Origin of the sequence: Streptomyces sp. NPDC048441, assembly GCF_043200235.1 — a bacterium.
GTDB lineage: Bacteria > Actinomycetota > Actinomycetes > Streptomycetales > Streptomycetaceae > Streptomyces.
The window spans coordinates 203238-218630 of the sequence record NZ_JBICXM010000012.1 but is presented as its reverse complement, the minus strand read 5'-3'; the positions used below and the strand labels follow the sequence as shown (position 1 = coordinate 218630).

The window sequence follows — 15393 nt, the reverse complement described above, 5'->3', positions numbered from 1 at the left end:
GGAGCGACGCCGTGCCTCCCACTGATGCGAGCACCGACGCCGGAACCGAGCCCGCCACCGAGTCCGCCAGGGCCGCAAGGGCTGATGCTCAAGACACCTTGGACCTGCACCTTCCGGACGAACTCATCGCTCTGTTCGGCGCGCGCACGGGAGGCTGTGCCCCAGCACCGCCGGCCGTCTCGTCGGCCGATGACCTGCTCGACAACGTCGCCGACTGGGGCCCCGCGACCACTCCTGCCGGTGTCTTCCAACTTGTCCCCGTACGCATTGAACGCGATCTCCCTCTGATCAGCCGATGGATGAACGACCCCGCCGTGGCGGCGTTCTGGGAGCTGGCCGGTTCCGATGCCGTCACGGAGGCGCATCTGCGTCATCAGCTCGACGGTGACGGACGCAGCGTCCCCTGCCTCGGCGTCCTGGAGGGCACACCGATGAGTTACTGGGAGGTCTACCGCGCCGATCTCGACGCCTTGGCCCGCCACTATCCGGCACGCCCTCACGACACCGGTATCCACCTCCTCATCGGTGGTGTCGCCGACCGCGGCCGAGGGCTTGGCAGCTCCCTGCTGCGAGCCGTGGCCGATCTCGTGCTGGACCACCGCGCCGCATGTGCACGCGTCATCGCAGAACCCGATCTGCGCAACACCCCCTCTGTCTCAGCATTCCTGAGCGCCGGCTTCCGTTTCGCCGCCGAGGTGGATCTCCCCGACAAGCCCGCTGCACTCATGGTCCGTGACCGGACCCTGCGCACAGTGCTCTGATCCACTCACTCTCAGTAACGACGCTCGACCTGATCCGGTTCCCTCCCTCAGGAGTCCCCGTGCCGAATCCGTCCGTTCCTCCGACGTTCCGCGAACCGTCCGCTCTCTACGACCCGCCCGAGCTGACCCCGGACAGGTGGGTGCGGAGCGGACGCCGACTGCTCGCCAAAATGGTCGGCGAGTTCGCCTATGAGGAGATCATCAAGCCTGTCCCCACCGGGCCGGGCGATCCACGCAGCTACAGCCTCCGCCTCGACGGCGACAGCGAGGAGGGCGAATACAGCGAGGAGGGCCAACACAGCGAAGAGAGCGAAGGGCGCGAGGCCCGGCAGCCGACGGCGCCCCGTCTCACCTTCCGCGCCCGCCGCGGCTCGTACGGCAGTTGGCACGTAGACCCGGCCACCCTCGCCCTGGCCGAGGGTGAAGGGCCGCCGGTTCCCTTCAGTGATCCCCTCCGATTCCTCACCCGAGCACGCCGCACCCTGGGAATCGACGGCGCCACGCTCGGCCATCTCATCCGAGAGCTGACCGTCACGCTTTCCGCCGACACCCGGCTCGACCAGACCGCCCTCAGCGCGGCGGAGCTCGCCGACCTCGGCTACGCGGAACTCGAAGGCCATCAGACCGGCCACCCCTGGATCGTCCTCAACAAGGGCCGCATCGGCTTCTCCGCGAAGGATGCCGCCCGCTGGGCACCGGAGGCCCGTCTCTCCTCGCCACTGCCCTGGATCGCGGTCCACACCGACCTCGCCACGTACCGAGGCGTCACTGGCCTGGACACAGCGGAGAGGCTCTACGCCCGTGAACTCACGCCCGGCACAAGGGAGTCCTTCGCAGGCATACTCAGGGGACGCGGCCTCGACCCGCACGCTTATCTCTACTTGCCGGTGCACCCGTGGCAGTGGGACGACATCGTCCTGCCCCTCTACGCCCCTTCCGTTGCCGCGGGCGCGATCGTGCCCCTCCCCACCGACGGCGACGTGCGACTGCCTCAGCAGTCCATTCGTACGTTCCTGAACATGTCCCGTCCGGACCGGCACACCGTCAAGCTGCCGCTGTCGGTCCTCAACACCCTGGTATGGCGCGGGCTGCCGACCGAGCGCACCCTGGCCGCTCCGGCCGTGACCGCCTGGATGCACGCCGTGCGCGACGCCGACCCCTTCCTACGGGACGAATGCAGGGTGATCCTCCTCGGCGAGGTCGCGTCAGTGACCGTCGAGCACCCGCTGTACGAGGGCCTCGCCGAGGTCCCCTACCAGTACAAGGAGCTGCTCGGTGCGATCTGGCGTGAACCGATCACCCGGTACCTCGCTCCCGATGAGCGCGCCCGCACGCTCGCCTCCTTGTTGCACACCGACCCGCACGGCAGAGCCTTCGTCGCCGAGCTGGTCGACCGCTCGGGCCTGGCACCTGAGGCCTGGCTGAGGCGCCTCTTCGCCGCCCTGCTGCCTCCGCTCCTGCAGTTCCTGTATCGGTACGGCACTGTGTTCTCCCCTCACGGGGAGAACGCCATCGTCGTCTTCGACGACAAGGACGTCCCCGTCCGGCTCGCGGTGAAGGACTTCGTAGACGACGTGAACGTCAGCGCAGAGGCCCTGCCGGAGCACGCGTCGATGCCGGACGACGTCCGTGACGTACTGCTCACCGAGCGCCCCGACTTCCTCACTCAGTTCATCCACTCCGGGCTCTTCGTCGGGGTCTTCCGCTACCTCGCCCCGCTGTGCCAGGACCAGCTGGGCGTCCCGGAGTCCGCCTTCTGGTCCTTGGCCCGTGCCGAGATCCTCCGCCATCAGGCACGCGCCCCGCAGCTGAAGGAGCGGTACGAGATGTTCGACCTGCTCACCCCGCGAATCGAGCGGCTGTGCCTCAACCGGAACCGGCTCCATCTGGATGGGTACAGGGACCGTCCCGAGCGCCCGCACGCCGCCGTGTACGGGAGCGTGCCGAACCCTCTCCATCAGCCTTGATCGCGGGATTGTCAGTGGGGACCCGTAGGGTAGTCGCGCTATGACAAAGCCCTCCCTCCCCGAGCTCCTGCACGCCGCCGTCACCGCTGTCGGCGGCACGGAGCGCCCTGGCCAGGTGACCATGGCCGAGACCGTCGCCGAGGCGATCGACGACGGGTCCCACCTGCTGATCCAGGCCGGTACCGGCACGGGCAAGTCCCTCGGCTATCTGGTGCCCGCCCTCGCGCACGGCGAGCGCGTGGTGATCGCGACAGCCACGCTCGCACTGCAGCGCCAGCTCGTGGAGCGCGACCTGCCGAGGACGGTGGACGCCCTGCATCCGCTGCTGCGCCGCCGCCCTCAGTTCGCCATGCTGAAGGGCCGCTCGAACTACCTGTGCCTGCATCGCCTCCACGAAGGAGTGCCGCAGGAAGAGGAGGAGGGCCAGGGCCTCTTCGACCAGTTCGAGGCCGCCGCCCCCACCAGCAAGCTCGGTCAGGATCTGCTGCGGATGCGCGACTGGTCGGACGAGACCGAGACCGGCGACCGCGACGACCTCACTCCCGGGGTCTCCGACCGTGCCTGGTCCCAGGTGTCCGTCTCCTCCAGGGAGTGCCTGGGCGCGACGAAGTGTGCCTACGGAGCGGAGTGCTTCGCCGAGGCGGCGCGTGAGCGGGCCAAGCTCTCCGAGGTCGTGGTCACCAACCACGCGCTCCTCGCGATCGACGCCATCGAGGGTGCCCCGGTCCTCCCGCAGCACGAAGTGCTGATCGTGGACGAGGCCCATGAGCTGGTCTCCCGAGTCACCGGCGTCGCCACCGGCGAGCTCACCCCGGGCCAGGTCAACCGCGCTGTGCGCCGATCAGCCAAGCTCGTCAACGAGAAGGCCGCCGACCAGCTCCAGACCGCCTCCGAAGGCTTCGAGCGGGTGATGGAGCTAGCTCTGCCGGGCCGCCTCGAGGAAGTCCCGGAGGACCTTGGCTACGTCCTCATGGCCCTGCGTGACGCTGCCCGTACGGTCATCTCGGCGCTCGGCTCCACCCGCGACAAGTCGGTCCAGGACGAGGACGCCGTCCGCAAGCAGGCCCTGGCCTCCGTCGAGTCGATCCACGACGTGGCGGAGCGCATTACGAACGGCTCCGAGTGGGACGTCGTCTGGTACGAGCGCCACGATCGTTTCGGAGCCTCACTGCGGGTGGCGCCCATGTCCGTATCGGGCCTCCTCCGGGAGAAGCTCTTCAGCGACCGCTCCGTAGTCCTCACGTCGGCCACCCTCAAGCTCGGCGGCGATTTCAACGGGGTGGGAGCGTCCCTGGGACTCGCTCCCGAGGGCACCAAGGCCGAGGACGCCCCGGCCTGGAAGGGCCTCGACGTCGGCTCGCCCTTCGACTACCGCAAGCAAGGGATCCTGTACGTCGCCCAGCACCTGGCCCGACCGGGCCGTGAGGGCACGCGCAGCGACATGATCGAGGAGCTGGCCGAGCTGATCGAGGCGGCAGGCGGCCGCACGCTCGGTCTGTTCTCGTCCATGCGCGCCGCTCAGAACGCCGCCGAGGAGCTCCGTGGCCGCCTTGACATGCCCATTCTGCTGCAGGGCGAGGAGACGCTCGGTGAGCTGATCAAGAACTTCGCGGCGGACTCACAGACCTGCCTTTTCGGGACGCTCTCGCTCTGGCAGGGCGTCGACGTGCCGGGCGTCAGCTGCCAGCTGGTGGTCATGGACAAGATCCCCTTCCCACGCCCGGATGACCCGCTGATGAGCGCCCGCCAGAAGGCGGTGGACGACGGGGGTGGCAATGGCTTCATGGCCATCGCCGCGACACATGCGGCACTCCTGATGGCGCAGGGTGCGGGGCGGCTCGTGCGGGCCTCCGAGGACCGCGGAGTGGTCGCGGTCCTGGACCCCCGGCTCGCCACCGCGCGCTATGGCAGCTATCTGCGGGCTTCGCTGCCCGACTTCTGGTACACGACGGACCGTAATCAGGCCCGCCGCTCCTTGGCCGCGATCGACGCGGCGGCCAAGGCCCCCGGCGAGGGCTGACTCGCGTACCGCCGCAGGACGCAGCAGGGCCCCGGAACCGGCGCAGTTGGTTCCGGGGCCCGGTCAGGGGCGCAGACTCACACCCGGCGCAGCACCGCCACCACCTTGCCGAGGATCGTCGCCTCGTCACCGGGGATGGGCTGGTACGCGGAGTTGTGAGGCAGCAGCCACACGTGTCCGTCCTCGCGCTTGAACCGCTTGACCGTCGCTTCGCCGTCGAGCATGGCGGCGACGATGTCCCCGTTCTCCGCGACCGGCTGACGGCGGACCGTTACCCAGTCGCCGTCACAGATCGCGGCCTCGATCATCGAGTCGCCGACGACCTTGAGGACGAACAGTTCGCCGTCGCCGACGAGCTGCCGAGGGAGGGGGAAGACATCCTCCACCGACTCCTCGGCGAGGATCGGGCCACCTGCGGCGATGCGGCCGACCAGCGGGACGTACGAAGCGGCGGGCTTGCCTGCCGTGTCCGTGGGCTGGCTGCTCGGCTGGTCCGAGCCCCGCACCTCGTACGCACGCGGGCGGTGCGGGTCGCGGCGCAGGAAGCCCTTGCGCTCCAGGGCCATCAGCTGGTGTGCGACCGATGACGTGCTGGAGAGCCCCACCGCCTGTCCGATCTCCCGCATCGACGGCGGGTAACCCCGCCGCTGCACCGAGTCCCTGATGACCTCGATGACACGGCGCTGCCGGTCGGTGAGCCCCGAGCTGTCGGCGCGGATTCCAGGAGGTCGGCCCGGCAGGGAGCGTGTGGGCTTGGGGCCCTCCTGGTTCGTGGCTGCGTCATTCATGGCATGCACCGGCTCGAGTCGGCTCTGGCGGTCCTGGGCAGTGATGATGGCACTGTCTGCGGCGGTGGTGGTCACGTCGGTCGGCCCCTCTCGAGATGTTCTCCCTAGTTAGCCAACGGTAGTTGCTTTCGAAAGGTTGCGCCAAACACACGTTCGAGTGAAAAATCGCAGATTGCCTGTTGTGATCACGCGTCTGGGTGTATGGCTCACTCTGGGGCCGAAAGGCATTTCGGTTCATTACGGTACGCTTCACCGCCGGGGTCGCGACCCCCTCAGCAGGGCTCCCATAGTGCCACTCGGTGCCCCGTCGACCCGGCACCGGCCCCCTTCTCGTGCGGCGCGTCCGGCGGGCTCGTAACGTCCGCTGCGGGCCGTGGGTGCGCGACACGCGATGGTGTCGAATTTTCAGTCAAACCCTAGATCTAGTGGTTGGATTGCATCCGCAGCCCAGAAGTAGTGGTCCCCGGTCTTCCTGAGCCTCGGGCATCGCCTATGCTTGGGGCTGCTTCGAGGGCCTCAAGGGCCTGTTGAGGCCTATGAGTCGTGCCATGAAGGAGGGTTGGGAGTTCCATGCACTGCCCCTTCTGCAGGCACCCCGACAGTCGCGTAGTCGACAGTCGCACCACGGACGACGGCACGTCGATCCGCAGGCGCCGTCAGTGCCCCGACTGCTCCCGTCGTTTCACGACGGTGGAGACGTGTTCACTGATGGTGGTCAAGCGCAGCGGCGTGACCGAGCCCTTCAGTCGTACGAAGGTGATCAACGGCGTACGCAAGGCGTGCCAGGGGCGGCCGGTGACCGAGGACGCCCTCGCCCAGCTCGGCCAGCGGGTCGAAGAGGCGGTGCGTGCCACCGGAAGTGCCGAACTGACCACGCATGACGTGGGTCTGGCCATACTCGGTCCGCTGCAGGAGCTGGACCTAGTGGCCTACCTGCGCTTCGCGTCTGTGTATCGGGCGTTCGATTCACTTGAGGACTTCGAGGCTGCCATCGGGGAGCTGAGGGACCAGCGGGAAAAGCGGCTCGACGATGAGCCGCTGGGCGCCGGCGGCGAGCGCGGCGCGAAGGACTGCGGGCCCGGAGGGACTGTCGAAGTCCCGGTGCCCGCCACTGCCGCCGACTGACCGGCTGGACGGCCGACGGCGGCACACAGACCTGTTGCGGATGACCTTCGCGGGCTCCGCGGCACCAGACAACACCGTGTCACGGGAAGAACGTGGCACTTCAGGACGTTTTAGCCTGTTACAGGGAGGCGGCATGACCGAGACGACGAGCGGCCCGGCACGAGGTTCCCGAGCCAAGGGATCCAAGGCCAGCAAGGGTCTGCGTATCGAGCGCATCCATACGACGCCCGGCGTGCATCCGTACGACGAGGTGGCCTGGGAGCGCCGAGACGTCGTCATGACCAACTGGCGCGACGGCTCGGTCAACTTCGAGCAGCGTGGCGTCGAGTTCCCCGACTTCTGGTCGGTGAACGCGGTCAACATCGTCACCAGTAAGTACTTCCGCGGGGCCGTTGGCACCCCGCAGCGCGAGACCGGCCTCAAGCAGCTGATCGACCGCATCGTGAAGACTTACCGCAAGGCCGGCGAGGACTACAGCTACTTCTCCTCGCCCGCCGATGCCGAGATCTTCGAGCACGAGCTGGCGTACGCCCTCCTGCACCAGATCTTCAGCTTCAACTCGCCGGTCTGGTTCAACGTCGGTACGCCCCAGCCGCAGCAGGTCTCCGCCTGCTTCATCCTGGCCGTCGACGACTCCATGGACTCGATCCTCGACTGGTACAAGGAAGAGGGGATGATCTTCAAGGGCGGCTCGGGCGCCGGCCTGAACCTCTCCCGCATCCGTTCCTCGAAGGAACTGCTGTCCTCCGGAGGCAACGCCTCGGGGCCGGTCTCCTTCATGCGAGGTGCCGACGCGTCCGCAGGAACGATCAAGTCGGGTGGCGCCACGCGCCGCGCGGCCAAGATGGTCATCCTCGACGTCGACCACCCCGACATCGAGGGCTTCATCGAGACCAAGGTGAAGGAAGAGGAGAAGATCCGCGCCCTGCGTGACGCGGGCTTCGACATGGACCTGGGCGGCGACGACATCACGTCCGTCCAGTACCAGAACGCCAACAACTCGGTCCGCGTGAACGACACGTTCATGAAGGCGGTCGAGGAAGGCGGCAAGTTCGGCCTGACGTCCCGCATGACGGGCGACGTCATCGAGGAGGTCGACGCCAAGTCGCTCTTCCGCAAGATGGCCGAGGCCGCCTGGGCCTGCGCCGACCCCGGCATCCAGTACGACGACACAATCAACGCCTGGCACACCTGCCCGGAGTCCGGCCGGATCAACGGCTCGAACCCGTGCAGCGAGTACATGCACCTGGACAACACGTCCTGCAACCTCGCCTCGCTGAACCTGATGAAGTTCCTCAAGGACGATGGCCTGGGCAAGCAGTCCTTCGACGCCGAACGGTTCTCCAAGGTCGTCGAGCTGGTCATCACCGCGATGGACATCTCGATCTGCTTCGCGGACTTCCCGACGCAGAAGATCGGCGAGAACACCCGCGCCTTCCGTCAGTTGGGCATCGGCTACGCCAACCTCGGCGCCCTGCTGATGGCCACCGGCCATGCGTACGACTCCGACGGCGGCCGCTCCCTGGCCGGCGCCATCACCTCGCTGATGACGGGTACGTCGTACAAGCGCTCCGCCGAGCTCGCCGCGGTCGTCGGTCCCTACGACGGCTATGCCAAGAACGCGACGCCGCACAAGCGCGTCATGAAGCAGCACTCCGACGCCAACGCCACGGCGCCCCGTGTGGACGACCTGGACACGCCGATCTGGGCCGCCGCCACGGAGGCCTGGCAGGACGTGCTCCGCCTCGGTGAGAAGAACGGTTTCCGTAACTCTCAGGCGTCGGTCATCGCCCCGACCGGCACCATCGGTCTCGCGATGTCCTGCGACACCACCGGCCTCGAGCCCGACCTCGCCCTGGTCAAGTTCAAGAAGCTCGTCGGCGGCGGCTCGATGCAGATCGTCAACGGCACCGTGCCGCAGGCGCTGCGTCGCCTGGGCTACCAGGAGGAGCAAATCGAGGCGGTCGTCGCCCACATCGCCGAGAACGGCAACGTGATCGACGCTCCGGGTCTGAAGCCCGAGCACTACGAGGTCTTCGACTGCGCGATGGGCGAGCGTTCCATCTCCGCGATGGGTCACGTCCGGATGATGGCGGCCATCCAGCCGTGGATCTCCGGCGCGCTCTCCAAGACGGTCAACCTCCCGGAGACCGCCACCGTCGAGGACGTCGAAGAGGTCTACTACGAGGCGTGGAAGATGGGCGTCAAGGCGCTCGCCATCTACCGCGACAATTGCAAGGTCGGCCAGCCCCTCTCCGCCAAGAAGAAGGGCGACGACAAGGTCGAGGTCACCGCGAAGGCCGAGGACACGATCCGTGCCGCGGTCGAGAAGGTGGTCGAGTACCGCCCGGTCCGAAAGCGTCTTCCCAAGGGCCGTCCGGGGATCACCACCTCGTTCACCGTGGGTGGCGCCGAGGGCTACATGACCGCCAACTCCTACCCGGACGACGGTCTCGGCGAGGTCTTCCTGAAGATGTCCAAGCAGGGTTCGACCCTCGCGGGCATGATGGACGCCTTCTCGATCGCCGTCTCCGTAGGCCTGCAGTACGGCGTCCCGCTGGAGACGTACGTCTCGAAGTTCACGAACATGCGCTTCGAGCCGGCCGGCATGACGGACGACCCGGACGTGCGGATGGCGCAGTCGATCGTCGACTACATCTTCCGTCGCCTGGCGCTGGACTTCCTGCCCTTCGAGACTCGCTCCGCGCTCGGTATCCACTCGGCCGAGGAGCGTCAGCGTCACCTGGACACCGGTTCGTACGAGGCGTCACTGGACGACCCGGACGTCGAGGGCCTGGCCCAGTCCGCCCCCCGGCAGGCCGAGCCTCTGAAGTCGGTCGCTGTGCCGAAGGTCGAGGCCGAGAAGGCCGCTCCGCAGCAAGCTCACACCAGCGCCGAGCTGGTCGAGATGCAGCTGGGCATCCAGGCCGACGCGCCGCTGTGCTTCTCCTGCGGTACGAAGATGCAGCGTGCGGGATCCTGCTACATCTGCGAGGGCTGCGGCTCGACCAGTGGCTGCAGCTGAGAACGAGCGCAATGGCGTCTGATGCAGCCTTGAGAACCTGCTGCTGAGGGTGCTGAGCCGCACGTGAGAGAGGGTGTCGACCATCGGTCGGCACCCTCTCCGGCGTTTCGGATCCCGCCCGTAGTCACCGCCGACGGGGTGGCTCCACGCGCTTGAGCTTGGTCCAGCCGGTCCAGCCTCGCTTCTTCAGCAGCTCGATCAGTCGACGGGCCGGTGGCGCGGTGTCGAAAGCCAGTGCGTCCATCAGCTTGACGAACGGTGGCTCGATGTCGGCATCGTCTACGTAGTCCTCGCCCTGCTCGTCGGCCATCCGCGTGATGTACGCGGCCAGCTTGTCGGCAAGCTCGACAAGGCGTGGGTCGTCGTCGGTCCGGTCGAGAGCCTGGCTCAGGGTGAGATAGAAGTCGATGAGCTGCGGGTCGGCGATCTGCTCCCGCTTGCGCGCCACCCACTCCGCGACTCGCTCGGGTGAGTGCGCGACCAGCGGGATCCAGCCGTCACGTTCGACCTGGACGATCCGCTCGTCCACCCCGAGCGCCCGCAGCCGGTCAAGAAACTCGACCACCTCCGGGGGCAGCGCCAGGTTGTCCCCGGAGGCGAGACGGGCGACCCGCTCGCGGTGGCGTTGCCGCTCACCGATCTCCGCACGCAGGCGCTTGTCGATGTCCGCGACCGCCGCGGCGAACTCCTCCTCGTCGGCCTGGAGCAACTCCCGTACGCGCGCCAGCGGGACCCCGGCCTCGGCGAGGGTCCGGATCTTGATCAGCTCGACCACGGCGCCTGCGTCGTACCTGCGATAGCCGGAGTGATCCCGCTCCGGCTCCGGCAGCAGCCCCTTGGCGTGGTAATGCCGCACCGCGCGCACCGTCACTCCGGCGTACGACGCCAGCTCGCCGATGGTCAGCATCGGACCAGTCTCCTAGTTCGCGGTTAGTTCGCTGCTCGGGTCCGGTAGAGGCGTCGCGACCAGAGGTAGCCGAAGCCTCCGATCACCGCACACCAGCCGATGGCCCAGAGCGTGTCCGAACCACGCGGCGTACCGGCCAGCAGACCACGGAAGGCGTCCATGACCGGCGTGAACGGCTGGTTCTCGGCGAACCACCTCAGTCCGGTGGGCATCGAATCGACCGGCACGAATCCGCTGCCCACGAACGGCAGCATCACGAAGATCATGGGCCAGTTGCTCGCGCTCTCCGGGTTCGGGCTCGCAAGACCAAGACCCACGGTGAACCAGGTCATCGCCAAGGAGAGCAGCGTGAGCAGACCGACAAGGCCCCACCACTGCATCACCGAGGCGGCGGTCTCCAGACCGAGCAGGAACGCCACTCCGAAGACCACCGCGAGCGTGAGCGCGGTCTGGATCATCGCGCCGAGCACGTGGCCGGTGAGCACCGAGACCTTGGCGATGGGCATGGTCCGGAAACGGTCGATGATCCCGCTTGTCATGTCGGTGGAGACCGAGACGGCGGTGGCGATGGACACACTGGCCACCGCCATCATCAGGATTCCGGGAGTGATGTACGTCAGGTAGTGGCTCCGGCTTCCCGCCGGGCCTCCCGGCAGACCGGCACTGATGCTGCCGCCGAAGACGTAGACGAACAGCAGCAGGAACAGCAGCGGTTGGCAGATCAGTATCAGCGTCATCGACGGGTACCGAGCCATGTGCTTCACGTTGCGGCGCAGCATGGTCGCCGAGTCGCGGGCGGCGCACTTCGCGGTGCCCGTACCGGCGCTCATACCGGCACTTCCTTAGGAAGACCCTTGGTGGTGGGACGGCCGGTGAGGGCCAGGAACACGTCATCGAGGTCCGGGGTGTGCACGGCGAGCCCGGTGACCCCGCCGTCGTCGTGGATCCCGTCAAGCAGTCGTCGCAGCGCGGTGAGGCTGCCGTCGTGCGGCAGGGTCAGAGTGAGTGCCTCGGGGTTCGGGCTCGCTCCGGGCAACTGGCACGCAAGCTCGGCGACCCGCTCGCTGTCGGCGACCTGGAGTTCGATGTGGCCGCCGGGGACAAGACGCTTCAGCTCGGCCGCGGTGCCCTCGGCGACAAGGCGGCCCCTGTCGAGCACACCGATCCGGTCGGCGAGCTGATCGGCCTCCTCGAGGTACTGGGTGGTGAGGAACACGGTGATCCCGTCGGCCACCAACTCCCGAACGATCCCCCACAGATCACGCCGGCCGCGCGGGTCGAGGCCGGTGGTCGGCTCGTCGAGAAAGATCAGCCGCGGCCTTGCCACCAGCGTCATTGCCAGGTCAAGGCGCCGCTTCATGCCGCCGGAGTACGTCACCGCACGCCGGTCGGCGGCATCGACCAGGGAGAAGCGCTCAAGGAGTCGCCCGACCATGGTCTCCGCGCGGAGCCGGCCCAGGTGGCCGAGGTCGGCCATCAGCCGCAGATTCTCCCGCCCGGTCAGCAACTCGTCCACGGCGGAGAACTGTCCGGTCACTCCGATCGACGCGCGCACCAGGTCGGCCTCGCGGCGTACGTCGTACCCGGCGACCCGAACCTCACCGGCGCCCGCGGGAAGCAAGGTGGACAGGATCCGGACCATGGTGGTCTTGCCGGCCCCATTGGGTCCGAGCAGGGCGTAGACGGTGCCTGCGGGGACGGTCAGGTCGACTCCGGCGATCACCTCATGGTCGCCGTACGACTTGCGCAGTTCCGCGACCTCGATCGCATTGGCTCTCGTAGTCATGGTCATGCGAACCATGCTGAGAGGTTGCCCCTGCGTCAGGGTCAACCCTCGAGGGCCCCTAGACCCTTCACTGCGTTCTCACGTCTCGCTGCCCATCAGCGCTGCGAAGGACGTCGGGTCGGCGTCGAACCCGCGGACGATCTCGCGGAACGACCACGCCCCCGACTCGTCCCGGGTGAACTCGGCGACCGTGGCAGCCGTGTACCCGGAGACCGCTGAGAGGTCGTTCAGTGCGAGGTCCGCGTACCCCTCGCGGATGCGTACGGAGGTGTTCGCCACGTCGCCGAACACCTTCGGATCCTCGTGAGGCTGTATGGCCACACCGATCACCACGCGCGCGTACGTGTCGGCGAGTCGGTCGAGCTCCAGGGTCATGACCTCATCGAAGCCGAAGCCCTGACCTGTCTGGCTGTCCCGGTTGAGGGTGATCGTCCCGTCAGGGGCGCGGCTGTCGAAGTGCACCAGATACACGGGGGTGCCGTACGGAGCGTCCGCGGAGTAGGTCGCGGCGATGATGTCGAGGTCGTGCGGCGTGGCCCCCACAGGGCTCGGGTCCCATTTGAGCCCCACCTCGACCTTCTCGATCCCCTTGCTGACACTGCTCACCAGACTTCCCCCTCCTTGTGGTCCGGGCTGATGCTGCTGCCCGGAGTGCGTCCAAGAGACACGCTACGACGTATCACTGACATCACCGAAGTTTCCTGGTCGGCACCGCTGTTGGCGGACGGAGGCGGTCGTGTGAATCATTGTCCCCATGACATGGAACGGGGAAGAACTGGACATCGCGGCCTACTTGGCCAAGGTCGGCTACGAAGGCGAGGCGAAGCCTGATTTCGACACACTCCGTGCGCTCCACAGAGCGCATGTGGCCGCGATCCCCTTCGAGAACCTGGAGATGATGGTCGGCCGCCCTGTCCCGCTGGATCTGGCGGCGCTGCAGGACAAGCTGGTGCGGCAGCGCAGAGGCGGCTACTGCTACGAGCAGAACCTGCTGTTCGCGGCGGCTCTGGAGCGTATCGGCTTCCCCGTCACGGGACTTGGCGCCCGGGTCCGGGCGGGAGCATCGTCGCGTCGCGCGGTGACGCACATGCTCCTCAAGGTCGAGGCGGACGGGCAGCAGTGGCACTGTGATGTCGGCTTCGGCGCCGAAGGGCTGCTCGAACCGATCCTCATGGGGGACGACGAGGTCGACGTACGACAAGGAGCGTGGCGATTCGGGATCGTCCAGGCAGCGAACGGAGCGCGGGTGCTGCGGACCGAGCACGCGGACGGCTGGTTCGATCTCTACGAGTACACATGGGAAGAACGTCTTCCTGTCGACTACGTAGTGATGAACCACTACACATCGACCCACCCCAAGTCGTCGTTCATCCGCCGACCGGTGCTCCAGAGGGCCGCCCCGGACGCGCGTCGTATGTTGGTCGGCGAGCACTTGACGGTGACGCGACCGGACGGCACATCGGGCGAACGGGACGTATCCGCGGATGAGTTGGGGGACGTTCTCGCTCGGGAGTTCGGTATTGAACTGAACGCCGACGATTACGCCGAGTTGATCCGAAAGCACTACGCCGGAGCGTGACCTCGGCCACGCTCAGCGCCGTACGATGGCGCGGTGCTGGTCAAGTGGATTCGCTGCACCGTGGTGGACCGACGGGGGTTCGAGCGGGGACAGCGAAAGTGGGCGGGGCTTCTGGGGGAGCCGGGGTTCCGGGGACAGGGCGGGGGGTGGAGCAGGGGGCGGCCGGGCGTGGCTCACGTCTTCGCCTTCTGGGAGAGCCGGGCCTTCTACGACTCCTTCATGGCACGCTCCCATGACCGGCTCGCCGCCACACAGTCGGGCACCTTCAAGGACATCCAGGTCAAGCTCTTCGATCATCGTTTCGATGTGAAGACGGGGTTCGAGCCGCGCTTCACGGACGCCGATGTGGTCCGGGTGGCGCACTGCCGGGTCCGTGAGGCGCGGGTGGAGCACTTCGCGCTGATGCAGGAGAAGGTCTGGAATCCGGCGATGGCGGGCTCTCCCGGGATGCTGCGCGGGCTCTTCGGAGAGGCGCCCGGACACGAGTTCCTCATCCTCTCGATGTGGAAGTCGGCCGCCGAGCACGGCAAGTACCGCAGTGAACGGGTGGAACGCCTTTCGCTGCGCGCCCAGACGGACGCCGATGTCGCGGCGCTCGCCGGTGACATCGTCGAGCTGGAGCCGTCGTGGACGGTGTGACGTCGCGCGCGGTCGAGGGGGCCAAGGCCCAGGCCAAGACCGACCCTCTCCTTTGCCGTCGTCGCCTACGCCGGATGGAGCCCGTACGGCCGACCGGTTGAGCCGCCCGGGGTGGGCCGATCTAGGGTTTCCGTATGGCACGTCCGCGGCGCATCTTCCTGGTCCGGCACGGCGAGTCGGCCGGAAACGCCGACGACACCGTGTACGAACGCGAGCCCGACCACGCGCTGGCGCTCACCGAGAAGGGGTGGCGGCAGGCGGACGAGACGGGCGAGCAGCTGCGGGACGCGGTCGGCCGGGAGCGAGTGAGCGTGTATGTCTCGCCGTATCGCCGCACCCATGAGACCTTCCGCGCGCTGCGGCTCGACCCCGATCTTGTGCGGGTGCGCGAGGAGCCCCGGCTGCGGGAGCAGGACTGGGGGAACTGGCAGGACAGGGACGACGTCAGGCTGCAGAAGGCGTACCGCGACGCGTACGGCCACTTCTTCTACCGCTTCGCACAGGGCGAGTCGGGGGCTGATGTGTACGACAGGGTGGGTGCGTTCCTGGAGAGCCTGTACCGGAGCTTCGAGGCTCCGGATCATCCGCCGAACGTCCTTCTTGTCACCCATGGCCTGACCATGCGCCTGTTCTGTATGCGCTGGTTCCACTGGTCGGTGGCGGATTTCGAGTCGTTGTCCAACCCGGGGAACGGCGAGATGCGGACGCTGGTGCTCGGCGACGACGGCAAGTACGTACTCGACAGGCCATTCGAACGTTGGCGCGAACCTGAGCCCTACGGGGTCACCGGATAGAG

13 protein-coding genes are annotated in these 15393 nt (G+C 67.5%); 8 read left to right on the top strand and 5 right to left on the bottom strand.

Translation table 11 applies throughout. The annotated features are described in order from the left end of the window. The first annotated feature begins 11 nt into the window (after positions 1–11). The 3 genes from ACGFSB_RS27860 to ACGFSB_RS27850 are packed head-to-tail and all read left to right on the top strand — an operon-like array spanning position 12 to position 4748. Positions 12–761 (top strand): GNAT family N-acetyltransferase, encoded by a 750-nt coding sequence (locus tag ACGFSB_RS27860; RefSeq protein WP_393404747.1) that lies wholly within the window; start codon positions 12–14, stop codon positions 759–761. Positions 762–820: 59 nt separating this feature from the next. Next, the gene (locus ACGFSB_RS27855; RefSeq protein ID WP_393404744.1) at positions 821–2728 is read left to right on the top strand and encodes an IucA/IucC family protein; all 1908 of its coding nucleotides are present in this window, start codon (positions 821–823) and stop codon (positions 2726–2728) included. A gap of 40 nt (positions 2729–2768) precedes the next feature. After that, positions 2769–4748 carry an ATP-dependent DNA helicase gene (locus tag ACGFSB_RS27850; protein WP_393404742.1) on the top strand — a complete coding sequence of 660 codons (1980 nt, stop codon included), beginning with the start codon at positions 2769–2771 and terminating at the stop codon, positions 4746–4748. Between the two features lie 77 nt (positions 4749–4825). On the opposite strand, the gene lexA is transcribed toward ACGFSB_RS27850, so the two are convergent. Further along, entirely contained in the window at positions 4826–5611 is a 786-nt protein-coding gene (gene lexA, locus ACGFSB_RS27845; RefSeq protein WP_393404739.1) for a transcriptional repressor LexA, read from the bottom strand. A gap of 495 nt (positions 5612–6106) precedes the next feature. On the opposite strand from lexA, the gene nrdR reads away from it, so the two are divergent. Further along, positions 6107–6661, top strand: coding sequence for a transcriptional regulator NrdR (gene nrdR / locus ACGFSB_RS27840; protein ID WP_393404737.1), 555 nt, complete (start codon positions 6107–6109; stop codon positions 6659–6661). A gap of 133 nt (positions 6662–6794) precedes the next feature. Then, positions 6795–9686 (top strand): vitamin B12-dependent ribonucleotide reductase, encoded by a 2892-nt coding sequence (locus ACGFSB_RS27835; protein WP_393404734.1) that lies wholly within the window; start codon positions 6795–6797, stop codon positions 9684–9686. A gap of 124 nt (positions 9687–9810) precedes the next feature. Here the strand turns inward: ACGFSB_RS27835 and ACGFSB_RS27830 are convergent, their stop codons facing one another. The 4 genes from ACGFSB_RS27830 to ACGFSB_RS27815 all read right to left on the bottom strand — a co-directional run bounded on the left by ACGFSB_RS27830 (position 9811) and on the right by ACGFSB_RS27815 (position 12985). Then, positions 9811–10593 carry a MerR family transcriptional regulator gene (locus tag ACGFSB_RS27830; RefSeq protein WP_393404731.1) on the bottom strand — a complete coding sequence of 261 codons (783 nt, stop codon included), beginning with the start codon at positions 10591–10593 and terminating at the stop codon, positions 9811–9813. Positions 10594–10616: 23 nt separating this feature from the next. Beyond that, positions 10617–11423, bottom strand: coding sequence for an ABC transporter permease (locus ACGFSB_RS27825; protein WP_393404728.1), 807 nt, complete (start codon positions 11421–11423; stop codon positions 10617–10619). Continuing rightward, entirely contained in the window at positions 11420–12379 is a 960-nt protein-coding gene (locus ACGFSB_RS27820) for an ATP-binding cassette domain-containing protein (protein ID WP_393404895.1), read from the bottom strand. The genes ACGFSB_RS27825 and ACGFSB_RS27820 overlap by 4 nt, the downstream gene beginning before the upstream one ends. 78 nt (positions 12380–12457) lie before the next feature. Then, positions 12458–12985 (bottom strand): TerD family protein, encoded by a 528-nt coding sequence (locus ACGFSB_RS27815; RefSeq protein WP_393404725.1) that lies wholly within the window; start codon positions 12983–12985, stop codon positions 12458–12460. Positions 12986–13133: 148 nt separating this feature from the next. On the opposite strand from ACGFSB_RS27815, the gene ACGFSB_RS27810 reads away from it, so the two are divergent. The 3 genes from ACGFSB_RS27810 to ACGFSB_RS27800 all read left to right on the top strand — a co-directional run bounded on the left by ACGFSB_RS27810 (position 13134) and on the right by ACGFSB_RS27800 (position 15391). Beyond that, positions 13134–13958 carry an arylamine N-acetyltransferase gene (locus ACGFSB_RS27810; RefSeq protein WP_393404723.1) on the top strand — a complete coding sequence of 275 codons (825 nt, stop codon included), beginning with the start codon at positions 13134–13136 and terminating at the stop codon, positions 13956–13958. Between the two features lie 33 nt (positions 13959–13991). Next, positions 13992–14597 (top strand): YdbC family protein, encoded by a 606-nt coding sequence (locus ACGFSB_RS27805; RefSeq protein ID WP_393404720.1) that lies wholly within the window; start codon positions 13992–13994, stop codon positions 14595–14597. Between the two features lie 134 nt (positions 14598–14731). Next, on the top strand, positions 14732–15391 hold the full coding sequence (locus ACGFSB_RS27800; protein ID WP_393404718.1) for a histidine phosphatase family protein: 660 nt from the start codon (positions 14732–14734) through the stop codon (positions 15389–15391). Positions 15392–15393 lie beyond the last annotated feature (2 nt).

Excerpts from the sequence above, each read along its gene's own strand:
- ACGFSB_RS27830 (WP_393404731.1), bottom strand. The coding sequence starts at position 10,593 with ATGCTGACCATCGGCGAGCTGGCGTCGTACGCCGGAGTGACGGTGCGC.
- ACGFSB_RS27850 (WP_393404742.1), top strand. The coding sequence starts at position 2,769 with ATGACAAAGCCCTCCCTCCCCGAGCTCCTGCACGCCGCCGTCACCGCT.
- nrdR (WP_393404737.1), top strand. The coding sequence starts at position 6,107 with ATGCACTGCCCCTTCTGCAGGCACCCCGACAGTCGCGTAGTCGACAGT.
- ACGFSB_RS27800 (WP_393404718.1), top strand. The coding sequence starts at position 14,732 with ATGGCACGTCCGCGGCGCATCTTCCTGGTCCGGCACGGCGAGTCGGCC.
- ACGFSB_RS27810 (WP_393404723.1), top strand. The coding sequence starts at position 13,134 with ATGACATGGAACGGGGAAGAACTGGACATCGCGGCCTACTTGGCCAAG.
- ACGFSB_RS27825 (WP_393404728.1), bottom strand. The coding sequence starts at position 11,423 with ATGAGCGCCGGTACGGGCACCGCGAAGTGCGCCGCCCGCGACTCGGCG.
- ACGFSB_RS27820 (WP_393404895.1), bottom strand. The coding sequence starts at position 12,379 with ATGACTACGAGAGCCAATGCGATCGAGGTCGCGGAACTGCGCAAGTCG.
- ACGFSB_RS27835 (WP_393404734.1), top strand. The coding sequence starts at position 6,795 with ATGACCGAGACGACGAGCGGCCCGGCACGAGGTTCCCGAGCCAAGGGA.